Below are 21,201 nucleotides of genomic sequence, written 5' to 3'. Positions count from 1 at the left end.
TATGGCTGCCCTATTCGCTTCGTAGACTCTTGACCGGATTCATCAAAGCCGCTTTGATACTCTGGAAACTCACCGTCAGCAGCGCAATGCCAACCGCCAGCACACCCGCTAACGCGAACATCCACCACTCGATCGTAATTTTATAGGCGAACGTCTGCAACCATTGATTCATGATGTACCAGGCCAGGGGCGAACTAAGCACCAGGGCAATTAGTACCAGCCTGACAAAATCAAGGGAGAACAGGCCGAATATGTGGCCGGTGGTCGCTCCCAGCGCTTTACGGATGCCTACCTCCTTGGTTCGTGTTTCGACCATAAACGATACGACCCCATAGAGACCCAGACAACCGATAAAAATGGCAATACCAGCCAGCAGTTGAAACAGCGAATACATCCGCTCCTCGCCCTTGTAGAAATTAGCCAGTGTTTCGTCCAGGAAGTTGTATTTGAACACGAAATCCGGGAACGTGTCATTCCAGCTGGCTTCAATTTTCTTCAGCAACTGGCTAACGGATTCGGCGCTTTGTCCCGCCGAGAGCTTAATACCCAAACTGCGGTATTGGTCCCGGTAGGAGGTTAATACACTGGGCTCAATTTTCTGATGCAGCGAAAAGGCGTTGAAATCTTTGACAACCCCGACGATCGGCTTTTTCACCGTTTCGCCATTAACCGTCATCAGCTTACCAATTACCTGCTCAGGCTTTTGAAAACCTAGTCGCTTCATGAACGCTTCGTTAATGACAAACTCCCGCATGGTATCGGCGGACTGGAACATCCGCCCCGCAATCAAGTTGAGCCCATACGTGCGCACGTAAGCCGAATCGGCAGGGCGCATCAACACACCATAATCAGGTTCTTTTTCGTCGTTTTCAAAGCGAAAGCCGGTTGTCCAGTTGCTGGTCGAGGAGGGTGTCGTCATGGCGTAACTCATAGACTGTATGCCGGGCAGACCCGTCAGTTTCGCGTTCAGTCCCTCCAGCTGGCCCGGATTTTTCTCCGGTATCAACACCGTCAATACCGCATCCCGGCTAAAACCTAAATCGGCGGAGCGGAAATACGTCATCTGGCTGTAGGCGATGATCGTACCGATGATCAGCAGTTGCGAAATGGCAAATTGCCCAACGATCAGCCCCCGCCGAAGCGTCAACTGATTAATACCCGATGAGCCACCCTGACCAGACGCCCGGATTTTACCTTTCAAAGCCACAATGGGTTGGTAGCCCGACAGTACTAACGCCGGATAGAAACCCGCCAAACCAGTCGTGAGTAAGCCCAGCGTCATCAGAAAAATAAATACCGTTGGGTCGAGTAAGGTGGCCGTTCCCGGTTTGATGTTGAGCAATTCGCCCACGTAAGGCAGGGTCAGCTGCGCCACAACCAGAGCCAGCACGACAGCCAATCCGATCAGTACGCCGGTTTCGCCCAAAAATTGCCGCACCAGCTGCCCCCGTGAGCTGCCCAGCACCTTCCGAACCCCGACTTCCTTGGCCCGACGGATAGCCTGCGCCGTTGCCAGATTGATGAAGTTGACGCAAGCCGTAATCAGAATAAATAATCCGATCAGACCCATCGCCCAGATCATTTCTTTACTGACGGTCCGCTTGGCGTAGTTATCCGAACGAGCGTCGAAATGGATTGCCGTCAGCGGCTGTAATTCGTAGACCAGGTCTTTGGCATCGTCGGCTTTGTGGTATTTTTTGACGAAAGCCGCCAGCTGCTGATTCATCCGCGCTAACGCCGTTGGTTGATCCGCTACCGTACCGGGCAGCATCAGGTAAATCTGTGCACCGCCGTAGGTGGATTGCCAATCGTCCCAATTGGTCGAGGCTCCATACTGTTTCAGCGAAGCAAACGACAGCAGAACCTCAAAGGGCATACTGCTCGTGGCTGGCAGGTCCTGCACAACGCCCGTCACCACAAAATCCGTTTTGTTATTGACGCGAATTTTCTTCCCGATCGGAGTACTCATCCCAAAATATTTGTGGGCCATACGTTCCGACAGCACAACGCTGTTCGGGTTAGTGAGCGCGGTTTGTGCGCTGCCGCTTTTCCAGTTGACATCAAACAGTCGGAAGTATTCGGGTTCCACGAACGCCAATACTCCATCGCCTTCCTGAAACTTTCTGGTGGCCTGACCAGACTTCTCACCTGCCGTTACCACCACATTGGTAATCCGGTTGACCATCGTGACCTGGTGTTTCAGCTCGGGAAAGTCAGTACGAAGCGCGGGCAGGGCGGGTAACGGAATGCCAACGTTCAGTCGATCTTCGTTCGCGGTTTTAGAAAACGAAACCAGCCGGTACGTTTGATCGGCATGGGCATTGTGCCGGTCGAAGCTCAGCTCATAGCGAATCGCCAGAAACAGCAGCAGACAGCAGGCCAGGCTGAGTGTCAGCCCCAGCACGTTGATGACAGAATAACTCCAGTTGCGCTTCAGGGCACGCAGGGCGGTGGTAAAATAGCTCTTGATCATAGTTTGTTACTCGCTACGTAATGATTTGACCGGGTTCATCAGGGCGGCTCTGACACTCTGGACACTCACCGTCAACAGGGCGATGGTAACGGCCAGCGCACCCGCTAACGCGAACATCCACCACTCGATCGTAATTTTATAGGCGAACGTCTGCAACCATTGATTCATGATGTACCAAGCCAAGGGCGAACTAAGCACCAAGGCAATCAGTACCAGCTTGACAAAGTCAGCCGAGAACAAGCCAACAATATGACTGGTTGTGGCCCCCAGTACTTTTCGAATGCCGACTTCTTTGGTGCGCGACTCAGCCATGAAGGACACTACGCCATAAAGGCCCAGACAACCAATGAAAATGGCAATCCCCGCCAATAGCCGGAACAGCGCGTACATGCGTTCTTCACCCCGGTAGAAATTGGTCAGCGTTTGATCTAAAAATTCATACTTGAACACAAAGTCAGGAAAGGTAGCATTCCAGGCCGTTTCGACGTTGCCGATGAGTTGATGGATGGCTGCGGTGCCACCCTGCTTAGTCGATAGCTTGATACCGAGTATGTGGTACGCATCCCGGCGGGTGGTCAGTATGCTGGGGTTTGTTTGCTGGTGCAACGAGAATGTATTGAAATCCTTTACCACCCCTACAATTTGCTTGTTGACGTTACCAGTACCACCCAGTGCGAGGTATTTTCCAATAATCTGCTGCGGCTGCCGGAGGCCTAATTTTTTCACTAAGGATTCATTCACGACTACCTCCTGCGTGGTATCGGCGGGCAGATACATCCGCCCGGCAATCAATTTCAGACCATACGTACTAAGATAGGCCGTATCGGCAAAACGCATCACGACCCCAAAATCAGCGTCTTTTGCGGCATTATTATAGTTGAAACTGTTCCACCAATTGCCATCCGACGAGGGTATCGAAATTCCGTAGCTCATCGACCGGATGTTGGGCAGGCTCGTTAGTTTAGCCTTCAATGCTTCCAACTGGCCTGGTTTGCGTTCGGGTATTTGTACCGTCAGTATGGCATCTTTGTCATAACCCAAATCCGCGGAGCGGAAATATTTCATCTGGTTGTAGGCAATGATCGTACCGATGATAAGCATCTGCGAGATAGCGAACTGAAACACAATGAGGCTTCGGCGCAGGGCTAACTGGCCGTTGCCGGCTGTTCGCATTCTTCCCCGCAGCGCCAGTACCGGCTGATAGCCTGACAAGACCAACGCCGGATAAAACCCGGCCAGTACGGTTGTCAGCACGCCCAGCAATACCACAAAACCAATAACGAACGGGTCGAGCAGAGTCAAGGCGGCAACTTTAATGTCGAGCAGTTCGGCTACATAGGGCAATGACAGGTAAGCCACCATAAAGGCCAGCCCGACGGCCAGACTCGTCAGCAGACCCGTTTCGCCCAGAAACTGCCGCACCAACTGCGCCCGCGAACTACCCAGTACTTTGCGAACGCCCACCTCTTTGGCCCGACGAATCGCCTGTGCGGTAGCCAAGTTGATGAAGTTAATACAGGCCGTAATCAGAATAAACAGGCCAATCAGCGCCATCGCCCAAATCATTTGTTTGCTGACGGTGCGGTTAGCCGAATTGCCCGTGCGCGCGTCGAAATGAATATTGGTGAGCGGTTGTAATTCATATTGCAAGTGACTGGCATCCTCCGGGCGCATGTATTTACGAACAAATGGCACCAACGCTTTTTCCATCTGAGCGGACGAAAGAGTTGGGGGCAGCGTCAGGTAAATTTGAGCCCCACTATAGACCGCTTTCCATTCGTCCCAGCCGCCGTTGGCTCCGAATTGTTTGAGCGATGCAAACGATAGCAAAACCTCAAACGGGAGGTTGGTCGTAGCCGGTGGATTCTGCACCACGCCCGTTACGACGAAATCCAGTTTATTCTCAACCCGAATGGTTTTGCCCACTGGGTCAGCGTTGCCAAAATATTTGTGGGCCATCCGCTCTGATAGCACCACCGTGTTCGGATTCTTGACCGCCGTTTGCGGATTACCTTCTTTCCACTTATAATCGAACAACCGGAAATAGTTAGGTTCCACGAAGGCCAGAACACCCCCGTCTTCCAGAAACTTACTAGATTGATTATTGCCCGTTTTCACTAAGCCGCCATACAATTCGTACACCATTGTTAGTTGGTGTTTCAGCGCGGGGAAATCGGTGCGAAGAGCTGCTAAAGCGGGCAGCGTGACCCCTGTGTTGCGATCGTCTCCATCTGAATCACGATAATACGTGATCATCCGGTACGTATGATCGGCGTTGGCGTGATGGCGATCGTAACTGAGTTCGTAACGAATCGCGAGGAACAAAACCAGACAGCAGGACAAGCCAAAAGCCAGCCCGACAATGTTGATTATCGTATAATTCCAGTTGCGCTTCAGGGCGCGCAGGGCGGTAGTAAAATAGCTCTTGATCATGGTCGTAAGGGCTAGTCACTTTTCAGAGATTGCACGGGGTTCAGTAGGGCAGCCTTGATACTTTGAGAGCTCACCGTCAACAGGGCGATGGCAACGGCCAGCAAACCCGCCAAACCAAACATCCACCACGACATAGCAATCCGGTACGCGAATTCCTGAAGCCACCGGTCCATTACATACCAAGACACCGGAGTCGCAATAATCAGTGCAATGGCGACCAGTTTCAGAAAATCGATGGAGAGCAGAGAAACAATGCTCGCAACCGATGCGCCCAGCACTTTACGAACCCCGATTTCTTTGGTGCGTTGCTCGGCGGTGAACGTAGCCAGCCCGAACAGGCCCAAACACGCAACGAAGATGGTCAGACCGGCGAACAGACCCAGAATCTGCCCTATTTTCTGCTCGGCCCGGTAGGTTTCGGCAAAGCGATCATCGAGAAACGCATACGTGAACGGGGCATCGGTAGTGAGCTGGTTCCACTGTGTTTTCAGTGAGGCCAGTAAGCCTGTAATATCTTTAGTTTTTATTTTGACAATCACGGTTCCGGCGTCGTGGCCCAGCACCATTACCAGGGGCGAAATCGCTTCGTGGAGCGACTTAAAGTGAAAATCCTTGACAACGCCGATGACCCGGTACGTCACTTTCTTTCCTTCGTTGGTCGAATTCGTCAACGTACGACCCAGCGCTTTGTCGCCCCAGCCGAGCGTTTTTGCCGCCGTCTCGTTCAGAATGACGCCCGTTGAATCGGTGCCGTACGACTGCGAAAAGTTTCGACCGGCAGCCAGTTTTATCCCTAAGGTTGGAATGTAATTGTAATCGACATCGTAGCGAAGCGTCTTGACCAGTTGGGTCGTGTTGGTTTCGGGATAGACAAAAAAGTTATTGTTATTGCTGGGTCCGGCCGGTAGGTAGCCCGACGTGCTCACGTTCACCACGTTAGGATTCTGCATGATCAGGTTGCGGAACAGGGCTTCGTTTTTGCCCAGAAGCCACGTTTCGGGCAGCACCAGCACCTGCTCTTTCGAGTACCCCAACTTCTTATGCTGAATGTAGTTCAGTTGCCGATACACCACCGTTGTGCCGACCATGAGTGTAATCGAAATAAAGAACTGAAACACGACCAGACCGCTGCGCACCCCGATACTTTTACTGTTGCCTTTGAACGAAGATCCCTTCAGCACGGAAACGGGTTTGAAGGAAGACAGGAAAAAGGCGGGATAGCTACCCGCCAGAATCCCAACCAGCAAACCAAAGAACAATAGCGCCGGCAGTAGCCAGCCCGTAGTCAGAAAATTGAGGGTTAACGTCTTACCCGCCAGCTCGTTAAAGGCGGGCAGGGTCAGATACACCAACCCAACGGCCAGCAACAGCGCAATGACCGTCAGCAGCAGCGACTCGATCAGAAACTGATTGGTCAGACTCTGCCTCATGGACCCCAACACCTTCCGAATGCCCACCTCTTTCGCCCGCTTCGACGCGCCAGCGGTCGATAGGTTCATGAAGTTGATACAGGCGATCAGCAGCATAAACAACGCGATAGCCCCGAATATGTAGACGTACTGAATGTTACCGGGAGCCGACAGATCGTAGGCAAACGTCGAGCGCAAATGAATGTCCGTCAGCGGTTGCAGGTACAAACCAATGTCGTTGCCTTTCCTGCGAAACTGAGCGAGGCTCATGCCCATGCTCTGCTGCAATTGCGGCCCTATGTATTTTTCGACAACCTGCGGCAGTTTGGCTTCCAGCTTTTTGTAATCGTACCCTTTGGGAAGAACCAGATACGTAAAAAACTCGGAGGTTACCCAGGATGGCGATTTTGCATCCTGAAAACTCGCCATCGACACAAAGAGGTCAAAATGAAAATGTGAATTAACCGGTACGCGATCAATGACACCCGTAACCTGATACGATGCGTTCCAGCTCTTGATTGTCAGTACCTTACCAATCGGATTTTCTGTTCCGAAATAGTTGCGCGCTAATGCCTGGGTGATTACAACCGTATTGGGCCGAATCAGCGCCGTTTTCGCATCACCCTGTAGCAGCGGCAGCGTAAAAACCTGGAAAAAATTAGAGTCTACGTAGGCAATTGAGCCATCCCGAAATGTTTTGTCGCCGTAGGTAATGAACGGAGCCCCACCCATCCGAATCCGGGTAGCCTCTTCCACTTCCGGATAATCAGCCTTGAGCGCTTGCGCGGTAGGTGGCATCACATGCGCTTCGTTCATTTTTCCGCCCGCCGACGACCCCCGAAAAATGACGCGCACAATCCGATCCGCCTTTTCATTGAACCGATCATAACTCAGCTCGTCCAGAATGAACAGGCTGATGAGCAGACACGTAGCCAGGCCAATGGCCAGACCCGCAATATTGATCGCCGAGAAGGCGCGGTTGCGCACCAGATTACGCCAGGCGATTTTGATATAGTTCTGTAGCATCGTTTGTTAGGAGGTTATTTCTTCCGTGAGCGGACGATTTAAATCGTCCGCTCACGGAAAGCTTGTTAGTCGCTTTTCAGGGATTGCACCGGATTCATCAGAGCCGCTTTCACACTCTGGAAACTTACCGTCAGCAGCGCAATGCATACGGCCAGAATGCCTGCCAGGGCAAACATCCACCATTCGATGTCGATTTTATAGGCGAAGTCCTGTAGCCAGCGGTTCATGGCGTACCAGGCAACTGGACTGGCAATCACAATGGCAATCAAGACCAGTTTCAGGAAATCTTTGGACAGTAGTGAGATGATACTACCGACACTGGCTCCCAGCACTTTACGGACACCGATTTCTTTGGTGCGCTGTTGCGCCGTGAACGTGGCAAGGCCGAGCAGACCTAAGCAGGCTACCAGTATCGCCATCAGCGTGAAAAAGCCGAACACCTGCCCAAACCGCTCATCGGCCCGGTATTGTTTGTCGTACCGTTCATTTAAAAACGAGTACACAAACGGGTCGGTCGGGAAAAATTGCGACCAGGCTTCTCGTACCGTAGCGATTCCCTGCGCGGGATTACGGTCGGTCAGCTTAATAGACAACTGCCCGTTCACGCCGGGGTCAAGGCGTAAAATGAGCGGCTCGTAGGCTTCCCGTAGCGACTGCTGATGGAAATCATCGACTACCCCAACGATTGTGAGGATGTCTCCCCAGAAATCTATTTTCTGCCCCAGGGCTTTTTCCGGACTGGTGAATCCTAACTGCCTGATACCGGTTTTATTAAAAACCACGGCATCCTTTTCGCCCAGTTTTGTGTCGAAATTGCGCCCGGCAATGACCTTCATACCGAACGAATTGATAAAATCGTAGTCGACTCCAATCACGCGGTACTGTTTCCCGGCTTCCTGGGGCGTACCCGCCACGCGAATACCTCCCGCGTTGAACTCCACCTTTTCACCGGGAATTGACCCCGCTACGGCAATGCTTTTAATCGCCAATTGCTGAAGCAGGTACGTTTTGAAAGCCTTCGTTTTGGTTACGCGCGTGGAGTCGTTTATCGGCCGGTCTACCACCAGTGTCTGGCCAATATCGATCCCCAGATTCTGGCTACGCATAAACTGCAATTGACGGAATACGGTGATGGTGCCAACCAGCAGAAAAACCGAGGCCGAAAACTGGATAACGACCAACGATTTTCGCAGAAAAACACCCTCTTTAAACGCCGAAACGCCATTTTTGAGGACTGAAACCGGATTGAAGTTAGACAGTACAAACGCTGGATACGCCCCCGACAACAGGGTTCCAATGGCATACATCGATCCTAAGCCGAGCCAGAAACGGATCGACCACACGAATGAGTACGTTACCTCTTGATCCGTAAACTGATTGAACAGCGGAAGGGCCAGCAGGATACCGATAAAGGCCACGATAACGGCCATGAAGTTGAGTAGGGCCGACTCGATCAGGAACTGCCCGATCAACTGACTTCGGTACGACCCAACGGCTTTCCGAACGCCCACTTCTTTGGCCCGGCCAATGGCGCGGGCCGTGGCCAGATTGATGTAGTTGATCCAGGCAATGGAAATGATAAAAAAGGCCACGCACAGCAACACATACACCGAATTACCATCGCCGTTGGGGCTGGCTTCAAACATAAAATGGGAATACAGGTGAATGTCGGTCAGGCGCTGTAAATGCAGCATCAGCCCGTTGTCCATTTTTGGATCCAGCTGCTCTTTGCTCTTCAGAAAAGCAGGGAATTTTGCCGCTAGCTTTTCGGGATCTGTGCCCGGTTTTACCAGCAGATACGTCAGGCAACCATCCCAGTCCCAGGCATTTTCGAAAACTTTATCCGGTTCATTTTTGGGATTCGCCAACCGTTGAAAGGTACTGAACGACATCAGGTAGTCGGCTTTCAGATGAGAGTTTTTGGGGAAGTCCTGATAGACACCGGTTACTCGGATTGGAAATTCGCGTTCGATCAGGATGAGCTGCCCCATCGGATTTTTGGTCCCGAATAACCGCTTCGCCAGGGAGGCCGAAATAACCCCCGTATTGGGGTCGGTCAGCGCGGTTTGCTTACTGCCCGTCAGCAGCGGATAGGAGAAAACGTCGAAAAACGACGGGGTGGCAAATGCGCCTTGCTCTATTTTATACTTTCGGTTGTTTACTTCCAGCAACAGGTTATTCCGAACATAAATCTGGGCGTATTTTTCCACTTCCTGAAACGCAGCCTTCAGGTTGCTGCCAACGGCAAACGGACCGCCCGCCCACTCGGTCGATAGCACGCCTTTCTCGTACCGGTCGGCTTTGACGCGAAAAATACGGTCGGCATGTTCGTGGAATCGGTCGTAACTCCGTTCGAAAGCAACGTACTGGAAAATGAGCAGCGTAGCCGCCATGCCTACCGCCAGCCCACCGATATTGATGGCTGAATAGGCCTTGTTGGTGATGAGATTCCGCCAGGCGATTTTAAGGTAGTTCCGTAGCATAATTATTTGGTTTGTAGTCAACCTGTATAGCCGCAACCCTTTGCGGCTTAATACCCGGATGGTTTTTGCTGACGCATAAGAGCCGCAAAGAGTTGCGGCTCTACATCATTCCGATCGTAATGACCGTACTGGATTGGTCAGAGCCGCTTTGATACTTTGAAAACTTATTGTTACAAACGCAATCACGATGGCCAGCAACCCCGCTAGCGCGAACATCCACCACGACAGCTCAGTCTTGTAGGCGTAGCTGTGCAACCACTGGTTCATCGCATACCAGGCCAGTGGGGAAGCAATGACAATAGCCAGCAGTACCAGCTTCAGGAAATCCTGCGAGAGCAGTCCAACAATACTGCCTACCGATGCGCCAAGTACTTTCCGAACACCGATTTCTTTGGTGCGTTGCTCAGCGGTGAATGCCGACAAGCCAAATAGACCCAGGCAGGAAATGAAAATGGCCAGAAACGCGAAGTAATTCGTCAAACTACCAACAACGGTCTCGCTTCTGTATAGCTTCTGGTACTCCTCGTCTACAAACTTGTAGGCGAACGGAACCTTGGGATTGAACGCTTTACTGAACGATTCCAGACTAGCCAGTGCCTGTTTCGTCTGGCCCGGCTGCGTACGAACCAGAATACTTTTGCCTGACACCTCGGGACTCAGCCGAACAATAAGCGGCTGAATGGATTCGTGCAGAGACTGGAAGTGAAAATCATCCAGCACACCGATAATTTTGCCCGATTTGCCCCACATAGTCAGTGGTTGACCGATTGGATTTTGGTAGCCAATACGTTTGAGCGCGGCTTTGTTGATCAGGTAGTTGCTGGAATCGGTGCCAAACTCCTTCGAAAAGTCGCGACCTTGCACCTTGGTTTTCAAGGCTTTCAAAAAATCATAGCCGACGCTCACGTGCGTGAAAAGAATATCCACGTTGGGATCTTTTCCAGGCCATTGTATCCCCCCCGTGTTGTTGCCTAAGCCCGTCGGCGACTCATCCATGTACGACACTACCTGAACACCGGGCAATTGCAAAGCCTCATTCTTGAACGTTTCAAATTTCGTTCCTACCTCGCCGTCGGAAGAGAGCAGGATCAAATTTTCGCGGTCGTAACCGAGATTTTTGGTTTGCACATAATTCACCTGCCGGTATACGACCATCGTGCCCACGATCAGCAGCATCGATAGCACAAACTGAAAGACGACCAACCCCTGCCGAAACAACCGCGCACCCGCCCCAAATTTGAGCGAACCCTTCAGCACCCGAACCGGATTGAGCGATGACAGAAATAACGCCGGATAACTCCCCGCCACGATGCCCGTAACGAGCGTCATGCCCAGCAACATCAGCCAAAAAGAAGCCTGCGTTGGTTGCAACCCAATGTGTTTGCCCGTCAGGGTATTAAAAGCGGGCAGGATCAACACGACGAGAGAAAGAGCAATCAGCAAAGCGAGTACCGTCAGCAGCAGGGCTTCGCCAACGAACTGACCAACCAGCAAACTCCGCATAGCCCCAACCACTTTCCGAACACCGACCTCCCGCGCCCGACGAGCTGAGCGAGCCGTAGCCAGGTTCATGAAGTTGATGCAGGCGATCAGCAAGAGGAAAACGGCAACGACGCCAAACAGACGCACGTATTCAATTCGCCCACCCGATTGCTGCCCATTTTCAAAGTTTGAGTACAGATAAGCTTCGCCATATGGTTGCAGGAACAACTCGATGTTGAAGTTAGGGCCAAGGCCATTGTTGTACTTTTTCAGAAACGTTTTCAGCTTGGCTTCCAGGTTCACCACGTTCGCGTCGGGGCGAAGCATGATGCGTGTCCGGGGTCCGTTGTTATCCCATTGTTTCATCCAATCGTTCCGACGGATGCAATCCTCCCAGTTAAGCAAAAAATCGTACTTGTCGGTAGATTGCTCGGGCATATTCTCAAAAACGGCACTGACCCGATAGTCCTTCTGATTATCAATTCGCATCGACTTTCCCAGGGCAGCCTGTGCACTGCCAAAATAGTTTTCGGCTACCTTCCGGGAAATCGCGAGGTTATTGGGTTCGTTCAGGGCCGTTTGGGGCGTTCCGGCCAGCAGCGGAATGCTAAACATCTTGAACCAGTCGGCACCGACCCACCGGCCAGCTTCTTTGTTTAGTTTGTTGCCGACGGTAAAGGTCAGGTGGGCATCCCAACCGGTAAACCCTGCCGCATACAGCACCTCCGGAAACTGTTTTTTCAACTCGTAGGCCAGCAAACCCGGTGTCGCCCCATGCGCAACAACCTTACCATCGTAGAACTGGCGCTCCATGACGTTGTACAGCTGAGGGCCATTGGCGTGGTAATTATCCACGCGTAGCTCATCCTGAATCCACAAGAAAATCAGGAGGCTACACGCCATACCCAGCGCAAGGCCGAGCATGTTGATGGCCGAAAATGTCTTGTTACGAACGATGTTTCGCCAGGCTATTTTAAGGTAATTTCGTAGCATAGTGATCAGGAAGCGTAGGCGTGTACAAAACGGGCAACGCCGAATTATTTAATGACAACCGTATTCGCTTCGCCCACTTTAGCCGTGAATTTGGACTGAGTTTGTAGCACGCCGTTCTGGTAATACTTGAGGGTGTACTCACCGGGGCTCAGCGTCAACTGGTACGGGAAGAAGCGTTTGTCAGTGTTTACTTTCGTGTCCCGTTCAATGGCGTAGTCCTCCGTTGGGCTGGCCACTTCCAGCTTCACTTTGCCCGCGCAGCTTTCACACTGAAACGTAACCGTCGCCTGACCCGCGTTTGCCGATGTGCCCGTCGAAACGGATGGTCCCGAACCGCTCATCGGTCCATTCTTGGCAGGTTTCGGTGGAGTAGGTCCGCCGACGGTCCCGCGGGGTGTTCGATCCCGGCTCGTAACGGCTTCCGACCCAAGCGCAGACTCACCGACCCCCAGCGAATCCAGCACCCGGCTTTTGAGGGCATCTTTATCGGCAGCACTCAATTTACGTACGTCAAATTTTTGATTATACTTAATGGCCTGTCCATTGCGATCGCCTTCGATCAGAATAGACATTGTTTTATCGTCGTCATTGATGACTGTACTGAGTGACGACGATGATTGTGCCAACGCGCCGAAACCAGCACCAAGCAACAGGAACGTAAGAATAGATTTCATAAAGTATGTCAGACTAACCAGCAACTGTTCAACAGCCGTGCCATGAACCAAAAAGGCCGTTTCTGTATCAGAAACGGCCTTACACTAATTATCGTTGTCCGAAAGTGGACAATTCACGTCCGATTGTGAACGGCAGTATCCCGTCTCGAAAAGGCCGGGCAAACCTACGAGTCACCCACCAGCAATCACAGCCGCAGCGTCCTCACTCACTTCTTAAACTTTTTACCGGATTCATCAGGGCCGCTTTGATACTCTGATAACTGATGGTCAGCAGCGCAATGCCAACCGACAGCAGTCCCGCCAGCGCAAAAACCCACCACTCGATTTCTGTCCTGTAAATAAAGCCTTTCAACCATTGACTCATCACATACCAGGCAACGGGTGATGCCAACATAATAGCAATCAGGACCAGCTTCAGAAAGTCTTTCGATAACATCGCAACGACACTGGTTACCGATGCGCCCAGTACTTTGCGCACCCCAATTTCTTTGGTACGCTGCTCAGCGGTAAAGGCAGCCAGACCAAACAAGCCCAGGCAGGAAATGAAAACGGCCAGAATAGCGAAATAGTTGACCAACTGACTCACCACCTGCTCACTACGGTATAGTTTTGCGTATTCCTGATCCGAAAACTGGTACGTAAACGGCGTTTTAGGATTCAATTCTTTGTAGACTTTTTCCAGGCTGGCGATGGCCTCCTGGGTCTTGCCCGCTTCGGTGCGAATCAAGATGGTACCCCATACGGCGTTTTTATCCAGTCTGATAATCAATGGCTCGATGGATTGACGCATCGAATTAAAATGAAAATCGGCTAGCACACCAATGATTCTGCCCGTTCGTCTCCCCCACTCCAGGGATTGACCAATCGGATTTTTATAGCCGATTTTAGCCAGTGCCGTTTCGTTAATGATGTAACTCGTCGAGTCTGTACCAAATGCTGGCGAGAAATCACGGCCATCGTTGAGTTTCAGTTTCAGTGTTTTCACAAAATCATACCCAACGGCGGTATTGGCAAAAGCGGTTCTCAGATTCGGATCTTTACCCGACCAGCTAACATCGTCAACGTGATGGCCGATCTCAGTTGGCGATTCGCGCATTCGGGAAATAGACACGATGCCTGCCTGCTTACCCAGCTCGTCTTTGAACAGCTCGTATTTCTGCATTAAATCGCCCTCGATGGGTACGTAGATCAGATTTTCGCGATTGTAGCCGAGGTTCTTCGTTTGCACGTAGCTCATCTGACGATAGATCACAATCGTACCGACAATGAGCAGAATCGACAGGCCAAACTGAACGACGACCAAGCCCTGCCGAAAGAACGTTACGCCTGACCCGAACCGCAGTCCTGCCGACGAAAGGCTCCCTTTCAGCACCCTGATCGGACTCAACGACGACAGAAACAGCGCGGGATAACTACCTGCTACGAAACCAGTCAATGCGAGTAACCCCAACAAAGACGCCCAAAACCTGGGTTGACCAAGTGGCAGGATCAGCATCTTTCCTGTAAGCGTACTAAAAGCCGGCAGTAGCAAAGCCACCAGCGCAATGGCGATCATGATCGACAAGAACGTGAGCAGCAACGCTTCCCCCACAAACTGCCCGATCAGGGATGAACGACCCGCCCCGACCACTTTGCGAACGCCTACTTCCTTAGCCCGTTTGGTAGACCGGGCCGTGGCCAGATTCATGAAGTTGATGCAGGCAATCAGCAGAATAACGACCGCCACGATGCTGAACAGTCGAACGTATTCGATGCGTCCCCCATCGAGTTGGCCATTCTTGAACGTCGAATGCAGGTATTTTTCAGGATACGGTTGTAGCCCTAGTTCAACGATAAACCCTTTATTTTTTGGCACGTATCGAGAAAGAAAGTCCTTGATTTTGGCTTCGACCTTTGCCGCGTCAGCTGGTTTTCCGGCCCGATCCGGGCGCAGTTGTACATAGGTCATGGGGTCGGTGCTCGTCCAGGTTTTTGCCCACGGATTCTCGTTGACAAAATCCGTCCACGGCCTCAAAAAATCGAATTGCTGCGATGAATTGGCGGGCAGGTCATCAAACACGGCCGTTATACGCAAGTTCTGCCGGTTCTCGTACCGGATCGATTTGCCCATTGCCTGCTCGGGACTACCAAAAAACTGTTCGGCCATTTTCCGGGAGATGGCGATGCCGCCGGGACTGCCCAAAGCCGCAGCGGGTGTTCCCTGCAAAAACGGATAGGAGAACATGCGAAAAAAGTCCGCTCCCGCAAATGTCCCGCTCATTTTAATGGTTTTGTCGCCCGTGTCAAATGTAGTCGGGTAGCTTGCTTCTATCGCACTGGCGTACTGGACTTCGGGAATCGTGCGCTTGAGCTCATCGGCCAACAAGCCCTGCGTAAAATAGCTGGCATGGGCCTGCCCGTCAAAATACTGGCGTTCATACACCTGATAAAGGTGGTCGCCGTTGGCGTGAAAGCCATCCACACCGCGTTCGTCCTGCACCCACAGCATGATCAGGAGGCTACAGGCCATACCCAGGGCGAGCCCTAACAGGTTGATGGTCGAAAACGATTTGTTGCGAATCAGGTTTCGCCAAGCGACAGTGACATAATTTCGTAGCATATCCGGACGTAAAAAATAAGGTGAAGCATACGCATTCGTAGCGTTTCGTTTCATAACCGACGGGCGCAGGTAAGCCAGCACCTCCCGCCAATACAGGCGCCGGGCTTTAGCTGGCCCCAGTCGTTGCACCCGCCGGGCGTAGCGTTCGTGGAGGTCGCCCAGAACCTCCTCCCGCAGCTGCGGAGCCACCAGCCAACCAAGCAACGTATCGACCCATTTAGGCGGTGACTTGGACATCTTAGACGGTTTCGGACTCATCGGGCTTCCAGGCTTAGGCACTATTCGCTCCGCAAACTCCTGACCGGATTGACCAGTGCCGCTCGAATGGCCTGGTAGCTGACTGTCGACAAGGCGATAGCAACGGCCAGCACACCCGCAACGGCAAAGAACCACCATTCGATCTGGATGTGGTACGCAAATTCGTTGAGCCACTGATCGGCAGCCCACCATGCAATGGGAAAGGCAATGCCATTCGCGATCAGAACCAATTTCAAAAAATCCTTTGATAGCAACACTGTCAGATTCAGTACGCTGGCTCCCAATACTTTCCGCACGCCAATTTCCTTAATGCGTTGTTCGGCGGCATACGTTGCCAGCCCAAACAGGCCCAGACAGGCAATGGCGATGGTCACGAGCGCCACCCAGATCAGCAGGGTTTCACGGCGTTGATCCTCCGCGTAAAAACGCGCCAGTTGCTCATCCAGAAAGTGATATTCCAGCAGGTGCGTCGGGTCTATTTTGGTCAGGATATCGTTCATGCGGGCCAGCGTTGCCGGAATAGCGCGCCCTTCGATTCGGGCGGTAAAGTAGTCGATGTTATGCACCGGATTTTTCTGATAAGCCAGCACCAGCGGGGCAATTTTTTCGCGTAGCGACTGGAAATGAAAATCGTTTACAATACCAACGACCCTGGCCCTAAAGGGCTGATTGGCCTTGTTGAGTGGCTGGTAGCTGCCGCCCATCGCCCGCGCGGGTATTTCGACCAATTGGCCCGACGCTTCCCTGATGTGGAGCATTTTAGCCGCCGTTTCGTTGAGGATGACCGAAGACGAATCGCTCAGTCCGCCAAAGTTTCGACCGGCCAGCAGCTTCACGTCAAAGGTTCTGGCAAAGTTTTCGTCGGCTCCTATCCAGTACGCAACGTTATGTTGATCGGTATTGCCCACGGTCCTGATTTTGACCGTTGGAATCGCTTTCCATTCACCGGGCACGCGGGAAGTAACCGATACATTTTTTACCGTTGGTATCCGGCTGAATTCAGCCTTAATCGTTTCGGCACTACTTCGTATATCACCGCTGTTGATATCGACGACCAGCAGGAGTTCCTTGTTAAAGCCCAAATCCTTGTTGTTCGCAAACCGGACTTGCTGGAAAAGCACGATCGTAGCAATCATCATAACCACCGAAATCGTAAACTGGAAAACGACCAGTCCTTTTCGCAACGATAAGTCACCTTTGTTCTGGCTTTTGAGATTTTTCAGTAGTAGCAGCGGGCTAAACCGTGACAGCAGAAAGGCCGGATAACTCCCTGACAATAAGCCAGTGATAACAATCGCAAGTAGCATGTAAAGCCAGATCCGGTAGTCGCTGTGAATACCCAGCGAGAGTTCTTTGCCGGTAAACTGATTGAAGGCGGGCAGTAGTACATTGACCAGCACCACGGCCAATAGGAACGAGATCGTGGTTACGACCAGTGCTTCGGTCAGAAACTGATAAATGAGATGACGCTGAAACGCACCATTGGCTTTGCGAACGCCTATTTCTTTCGATCGGTTAGAAGCCCTGGCCGTAGCGAGGTTCATGTAGTTGATGCAGGCAATGAGCAATACAAACAGCCCGACAAGTGCAAAGATCCTGATGTAGAGCAAAACGCCCTGACTCATGGCGTCTACATTCGCATTTCTGGCCCCGTCCACAATCGTTTCGGAGTACAAGTGCATGTCAGTCAGGGGTTGCAGGGTGTAGGTCATTGAATGGCCCGCTTCCCAGTTCACATGGGCATTCAGCAGATCGGTTAGTTTCCGGGCTGCGATTTCTGGATTAGCCTTTTCTTTCAGCAGAAAGAACGTCGTGAACGTTTGGGAGTCCCAATCCGCTATCCAGTTGGCAAATTCGTCATCGCTGCTGATGGTCGCTTCCGAAACGACCGCCTTGAAATCGAGACTCGAATTGCGGGGGTGGTTTTTCAGCACAGCGGTTATTTTCAGCGGTCGATTAAGCTCGAAATCGACGGTCTTGCCCACAACGTCCGTTCGGCCAAACAGTCGTTGCGCTACTTCTTCGACGATAACGATGGCGTTTGGCTCGGTCAATCCTGACTTAGCATCCCCATCAATGGCGTCAAAATCAAATAAGCTCAGCAGACCGGGAGTGCCAAACGTGACGTTTTCCTGAAACGCATGCTTGTTTTCCGGATTTGATAAATTGGCTCGTCCGGTCCGGACAATCCGAGCCGAATTTTCTATTTCGCCAATGCTCTTCTTCGCTTCTTCGGCTATTTTGTAGCTCGATGCCGCAATCGTCAGCGCTTCGGTCGGTGTTTTTTTATGCTGAATAGCCCGGTATATTCGATTTGCCTGCCGGTGTTGCTGATCAAACGTCAGCTCATCGAAGAGGTATAACCCAATCAGCACAAAACAGGTGATACCGAATGTCAGACCCGCCACGTTGAGAGCGGTATAGAGTTTATGGCGACTCAGGGTTCGAAAGGCGATTGTCAGGTAATTTGCAAACATGGCTATAGTCGTTGGTTGGGGGTATTCTCCCGGTTGACGTTTTATAAAAGAAGGTCGCAGGTAAGCCAGCACCTCCCGCCAGTACAAGCGCCGGGCTTTAGCTGGCCCCAGTCGTTGCACCCGCCGGGCATAGCGTTCGTGGAGGTCGCCCAAGACCTCCTCCCGCAGCTGAGGAGCCACCAGCCAACCGAGCAACGTATCGACCCATTTAGGCGGTCCAGTCCGGTTCCGGGGAAACGGATTATTAGCCATACGTTGACGATCTACTCAATTTTCAAACTCTTCACCGGGTCCAGCAAAGCCGCTTTCACGCTCTGAAAACTAACGGTGAGCAACGTAATAGCCACAGCACCCAGACCCGTCAGGGCAAAAATCCACCAGGATATCTCCGTCCGGTATTCGTACTTCTGCAACCAGTTTGAGAGCAGGTAGTAAGCTACTGGCGTAGCGATGAGAAAAGCGATGCCAACCAGGTAGACAAATTCTTTGGACAGGAGTCCCCAGACGTTGAGTATCGACGCGCCCAGCACTTTGCGAACACCAATCTCCTTCGTGCGTCGTTCAGCCATAAACGACGCCAGACCAAACAAGCCCAGGCAACTAATAAAAATGGCCAAACCCGCGAAAATACCGGCCAGTTTCCCAATGAGCGATTCCAGCTTGAACTTAGCCGCGTAGCTCTCATCGGCGAACTGATAACTATAGGCATACGACGGGTTATATTTAGTAAACAAAGCCGTCATCCGAGCGAGGGCATCCTGAGTCGTCAGCCGGGGCGCAATCCGGTATAAAAGAACGTTGAGTGGAACAGGCGTACAGAGAAACATCGTTGGGTCCGCTTTGGTAAAGGGTGATTGCATCAGGGCGTCTTTGGCAACGCCAGCAATCCGTAACGGCCTCCCCTGCCAGGTGATGAGCTGACCAACCGGGTTCTGCAACCGAAACCGTTTGATGGCCGCTTCGTTGAAAATAACGCTGGTTGTATCGTTTCCGCTACTAAAGTCCCGACCCTCTGCCAACGTCATGCCTACCGTTTTGAAATAGTCGTTAGCAACCAGTATAACACCCAGTTCCACCGTTTCGCCCGCGTTTTTACCGGGCCAGTTGTCCAGATCGGAATGCCACCAGATATCCGTCGCCGGACTTGATGACTGCGATACCTGTTCGGCAATTCCGGTTTTGATTAATTCGTCTTTTAGCGCCGTGACGTTCTGGCCTAACTCAGTGTTCATGTTGGTCGTCAGCAGCCGGTTAACATTGTACCCCGTCGGCCTGTTCTTCGCGTGCTGGATTTGTTTAAAAACGACGATGGCACTCAAAATCAAGGCAATGGAGCAGCTAAACTGAGCGACTACCAATACCTTACGCGGGAACGAAGCGGCTTTCCCAACTTGCATCGTACCTTTCAGCACCTTTACGGGCTGAAACGAGGACAGATAAAAGGCGGGCAGGCTGCCGGCCAGCAAAGCCGTTATCAGGAGGCAGCCCAGCACAGCCATCCAGAATCCGGTCGTGGCGTAAGGAATAACGATCTGATTATCGGTCAGTCCGTTGAACGCGGGCAACAGCAGTTGTACCAGAAGCAGTGAGAACAGAAAGGCCACAAACGTAAGCAGGAATGACTCGATCAGAAATTGACTGATGAGCTGCTGCCGTTGCGAACCAACTGCTTTTCGGATGCCTACTTCTTTAGCGCGTCTGACTGAACGGGCGGTGGTCAGGTTAACAAAGTTGATGCAGGCAATCAGAACGACCAGAACGCCAATGACGCTAAACATCTGGATGTACTCGATGAATCCACCCGTTTCTTTGCCATTCTGGTAAGTCGAGTATAGATGCCAGTTTTGCAGCGGTTGCAGAATCACCACCGAATTCATTGCATTACTGCTATTTCGCTCCGTATGCTCGATCAGCGCAATTTTGTCGGCGACCTGTGCGTAGGATACGCCGGGTTTGAGTTTGACGAAAAGTTGAAACGCGTTATTGCTAAAGCTGCCGCTGCGGGCCATGTGCACGTTATTGACCGTTGCTTCGTAATAACTGAACGGAACCAGGTAATTAAACCGCAACGATGAATTGGTGGGTAGATCTTTCAGAATACCTGTTACTTTCAAGTCACTCTTGTTGTCAAACCGCACGATCTTGCCCATTGGATTTTCGCTCCCAAAGAGGGTTTTGGCAGTCGATTCGGTCAGGACAATCGAATACGGATCGTTCAGCACCCGGCTAGCCTCGCCTTCGATCAGTGGGTATTGAAACATTTGCAGAAAGTCACCCCCGATCTGGGCACCGTCTACGTAAATTTTTTTATCGCCGACCTTGAGCCCATGCGCACCCATGTGATCGCTCTCGGCGACCTGTTCGACCTCGGGTATCTGATAGCGTAGGGCGTCGGCCAGCTTGAGCGATGTCGTCGTGAAGGTAAGCGTGTCGCCGTTGCTATTGTAATTTCGTCGTACCTGATACAATTGCTCATAGCCCGGCAGAAACTTGTCATACGAATACTCGTGGTGTATCCACAGGCCAATGAGCATGGCAACCGCCATCCCAACGGATAAACCCGCGATGTTAATAAATGAATAGCCCTTTTGTCTGGTCAGGTTGCGAAAAGCAATTTTCAAATAGTTCCGTAGCATGTCTGTGTAGTTTGGCGTCGAATACGGTGATGGTTTACGGGTAATGAATGCGGGCCTTGCATACGCCAGCATCTCCTGCCAGTATAAACGTTGGGCTTTGGCTAGTCCCAGTCGTTGAACGCGCCGGTAATAGCGTTCATGGAGATCGCCCAGCACTTCCTCCCGCAGGTGCGGAGCAATCAGCCAGGTCAACAGCCGGTCGAACCCCGGTGGTGGCTTAGGCGTTTTGGATTGATTCGGGTTCATACGGCAAACCGG

Annotated in this window: 9 protein-coding genes; all 9 read right to left on the bottom strand. The window is 51.9% G+C overall.

Annotation, left to right across the window (positions count from 1 at the left end; all coding sequences use genetic code 11):
• Window positions 1–10: 10 nt before the first annotated feature.
• On the bottom strand, window positions 11–2,473 hold the full coding sequence (locus tag GK091_RS20415; RefSeq protein ID WP_164041730.1) for an ABC transporter permease: 2,463 nt from the start codon (window positions 2,471–2,473) through the stop codon (window positions 11–13).
• A gap of 6 nt (window positions 2,474–2,479) precedes the next feature.
• Complete coding sequence (locus tag GK091_RS20410; RefSeq protein WP_164041729.1) at window positions 2,480–4,906, bottom strand: ABC transporter permease; 2,427 nt, start codon at window positions 4,904–4,906, stop codon at window positions 2,480–2,482.
• An 11-nt stretch (window positions 4,907–4,917) separates the two neighbouring features.
• Complete coding sequence (locus GK091_RS20405; RefSeq protein WP_164041728.1) at window positions 4,918–7,341, bottom strand: ABC transporter permease; 2,424 nt, start codon at window positions 7,339–7,341, stop codon at window positions 4,918–4,920.
• 65 nt (window positions 7,342–7,406) lie between these two features.
• Entirely contained in the window at window positions 7,407–9,824 is a 2,418-nt protein-coding gene (locus tag GK091_RS20400) for an ABC transporter permease (protein WP_164041727.1), read from the bottom strand.
• Between the two features lie 105 nt (window positions 9,825–9,929).
• Complete coding sequence (locus GK091_RS20395; protein ID WP_164041726.1) at window positions 9,930–12,299, bottom strand: ABC transporter permease; 2,370 nt, start codon at window positions 12,297–12,299, stop codon at window positions 9,930–9,932.
• Between the two features lie 44 nt (window positions 12,300–12,343).
• On the bottom strand, window positions 12,344–12,973 hold the full coding sequence (locus GK091_RS20390) for a hypothetical protein (protein WP_164041725.1): 630 nt from the start codon (window positions 12,971–12,973) through the stop codon (window positions 12,344–12,346).
• A gap of 202 nt (window positions 12,974–13,175) precedes the next feature.
• Window positions 13,176–15,809 (bottom strand): ABC transporter permease, encoded by a 2,634-nt coding sequence (locus tag GK091_RS20385; protein ID WP_246202332.1) that lies wholly within the window; start codon window positions 15,807–15,809, stop codon window positions 13,176–13,178.
• 41 nt (window positions 15,810–15,850) lie between these two features.
• On the bottom strand, window positions 15,851–18,559 hold the full coding sequence (locus GK091_RS20380; protein WP_164041724.1) for an ABC transporter permease: 2,709 nt from the start codon (window positions 18,557–18,559) through the stop codon (window positions 15,851–15,853).
• 11 nt (window positions 18,560–18,570) lie between these two features.
• Window positions 18,571–21,189: an ABC transporter permease gene (locus GK091_RS20375; protein WP_246202331.1), complete on the bottom strand. Its 2,619-nt coding sequence runs from the start codon at window positions 21,187–21,189 to the stop codon at window positions 18,571–18,573.
• Between the last annotated feature and the right edge of the window lie 12 nt (window positions 21,190–21,201).

The organism is Spirosoma agri, assembly GCF_010747415.1.
Lineage (GTDB): Bacteria > Bacteroidota > Bacteroidia > Cytophagales > Spirosomataceae > Spirosoma > Spirosoma agri.
The sequence above is the reverse complement of the archived record's forward strand: the minus strand, read 5'-3'. Positions and strand labels throughout refer to the sequence as shown.

Coding starts and splice junctions, on each gene's coding strand:
- GK091_RS20415 (WP_164041730.1), bottom strand. CDS start 2,473: ATGATCAAGAGCTATTTTACCACCGCCCTGCGTGCCCTGAAGCGCAAC.
- GK091_RS20410 (WP_164041729.1), bottom strand. CDS start 4,906: ATGATCAAGAGCTATTTTACTACCGCCCTGCGCGCCCTGAAGCGCAAC.
- GK091_RS20405 (WP_164041728.1), bottom strand. CDS start 7,341: ATGCTACAGAACTATATCAAAATCGCCTGGCGTAATCTGGTGCGCAAC.
- GK091_RS20400 (WP_164041727.1), bottom strand. CDS start 9,824: ATGCTACGGAACTACCTTAAAATCGCCTGGCGGAATCTCATCACCAAC.
- GK091_RS20395 (WP_164041726.1), bottom strand. CDS start 12,299: ATGCTACGAAATTACCTTAAAATAGCCTGGCGAAACATCGTTCGTAAC.
- GK091_RS20390 (WP_164041725.1), bottom strand. CDS start 12,973: ATGAAATCTATTCTTACGTTCCTGTTGCTTGGTGCTGGTTTCGGCGCG.
- GK091_RS20385 (WP_246202332.1), bottom strand. CDS start 15,809: ATGTCCAAGTCACCGCCTAAATGGGTCGATACGTTGCTTGGTTGGCTG.
- GK091_RS20380 (WP_164041724.1), bottom strand. CDS start 18,559: ATGGCTAATAATCCGTTTCCCCGGAACCGGACTGGACCGCCTAAATGG.
- GK091_RS20375 (WP_246202331.1), bottom strand. CDS start 21,189: ATGAACCCGAATCAATCCAAAACGCCTAAGCCACCACCGGGGTTCGAC.